Source organism: Bacillota bacterium, assembly GCA_036504675.1.
Lineage (GTDB): Bacteria > Bacillota > Sulfobacillia > JAJYWN01 > JAJZPE01 > DASXUT01.
Genome location: DASXUT010000042.1, coordinates 1 through 1,576 on the forward strand (window position 1 = coordinate 1; position 1,576 = coordinate 1,576).

1 protein-coding gene is annotated in these 1,576 nt (G+C 71.3%); it reads right to left on the bottom strand.

Annotated elements, in window-relative coordinates:
• Positions 1–1,576 (bottom strand): lysylphosphatidylglycerol synthase domain-containing protein (locus VGL40_03370; protein ID HEY3314309.1); only part of this gene is annotated, 1,576 nt, incomplete at both ends.

The following is a 1,576-nucleotide window of genomic DNA, read 5'->3' on the forward strand; positions in this document are numbered from 1 at the left end:
AGGCACCCACCAGGTGTCCGGCCCAGACCGGGGCGGCGGGGGTGAGGAGGACGCCGACCACCCCGTATCCGCCGATGACCACCAGGTCGAAGGCATGCTCCGCGGCGACCAGGGTGACCCCCCTTCCCCACCCCAGCCCCATCTGCTTGGCCAGGTAGACGACCCGAGCCACGTCGCCACCGCGGAGGGGAACGAAGTTGTTGATGAACGCCCCTCCGATGTAAAGGTCGAAGACCTCCCGGGTCGAGACCGGGCGGGGGGCCTCCTCGAGGAAAGCCCTCCAGACGGGGACTCGGGTGAAGTATCCCGCCAGGTTGAGGGTCAACCCGACGACCATCCAGCTTAGGGAGTAGCCCCTGGTGGCCTCGACGACCTTGTTAAAAGGCACCTTCCGGAACATGTAGCCAACCGCCAGGACAGTCAGGATGAAGACGGCCGTCGTCCCAATCGGGCGGAGCCAGGGCTCGACCCGGGCCAGCCATAGCCGGAGGCGGGCCCTGCCGACCCCCACCCTCGCCCCGGCGACATCATCGGCAGCGTCCGCGGCGGCAGCACCGGCGGTGGCCGCGCCGGTGGTGACCGCTCTGGCCCAGGCGGCCGCGGTCCCGAAGACCCGCTCGCGCTCGGGGCCGGGCAGGTCTCGTAGGGCGTCGGCGGCCTGTCGGCTCCAGTAGGCCAGGGCCCAGGGGGCCCGATTGCCCGCTCTATGGGTGGCCGGCTCGCCGACCGGCCCGGCCGAGCCCCGCGCCTTCCAGCGGCGCCAGCGCCGCCACAGGCCGGCCGAAGTGATCCGCAGCAATGATGGGTCGACCGTCCGACCGGCCGCGCTCAGGGCGACCGACAACCCGGCGACGGCCCCGGCCAGATGATCTGGGGTCAGGTTTCGCAGGGCCGCCTCGGCCGGCAGGCCGGCGGTGGCCAACAGCCCGGCCATCTGACCGAGCCCGAAAACGATTCCCGACCGAAGCCGCCGCGAGACCTCCTCTTCGAGGAAGTCCCCCGCGGCGTAACCGGCCGGGAAGATGGGGTCCTGGAAGTTGACTGTCAAGCCCGTTCGCCCGGGCTGGGTCGGATCGTAGGTGATCGTTACCGGCTGAATGACCCGGGCGTGGGGCCCCAACCTGGCCACCGAGCCGCTGATCGGGGCCAGGGCTCCGTCGGGGGTGAACCGCCCCTCGGGGGCGACCATGACGCAGCCGCCCCGGTCCAGCTCGAAAGCGGCGCGGTCGAGGGCCGCCCGGACCATCCGGACCCGTTCTCGACGTGTCCCGGCCAGTGGGTCGTCCAGGCTCGGCACCGACCGTACGCCCAGGGCCTCGATGATCGGAGCCAGGCTAACCCGGCCCAGGAGGACCCGGGCCCAGCCCCGGCCGGGCAAGAGGTACTTCGGGATGAAATCAGGCCGGCCGAGGTCGCCGCGGGTCAGGAAGCTCGTCCGGCGACCCACCCCACGGGGACCACTGATCAGGCAGACCAGGCCGCCGACAATCGGCCCGTCCCAATCACTCTGGTGGTTGATGACTACCAGCGTTCCGGGCAGGTGCTGATACCGCTCCCTGGCCAGGACGGCGAAGCG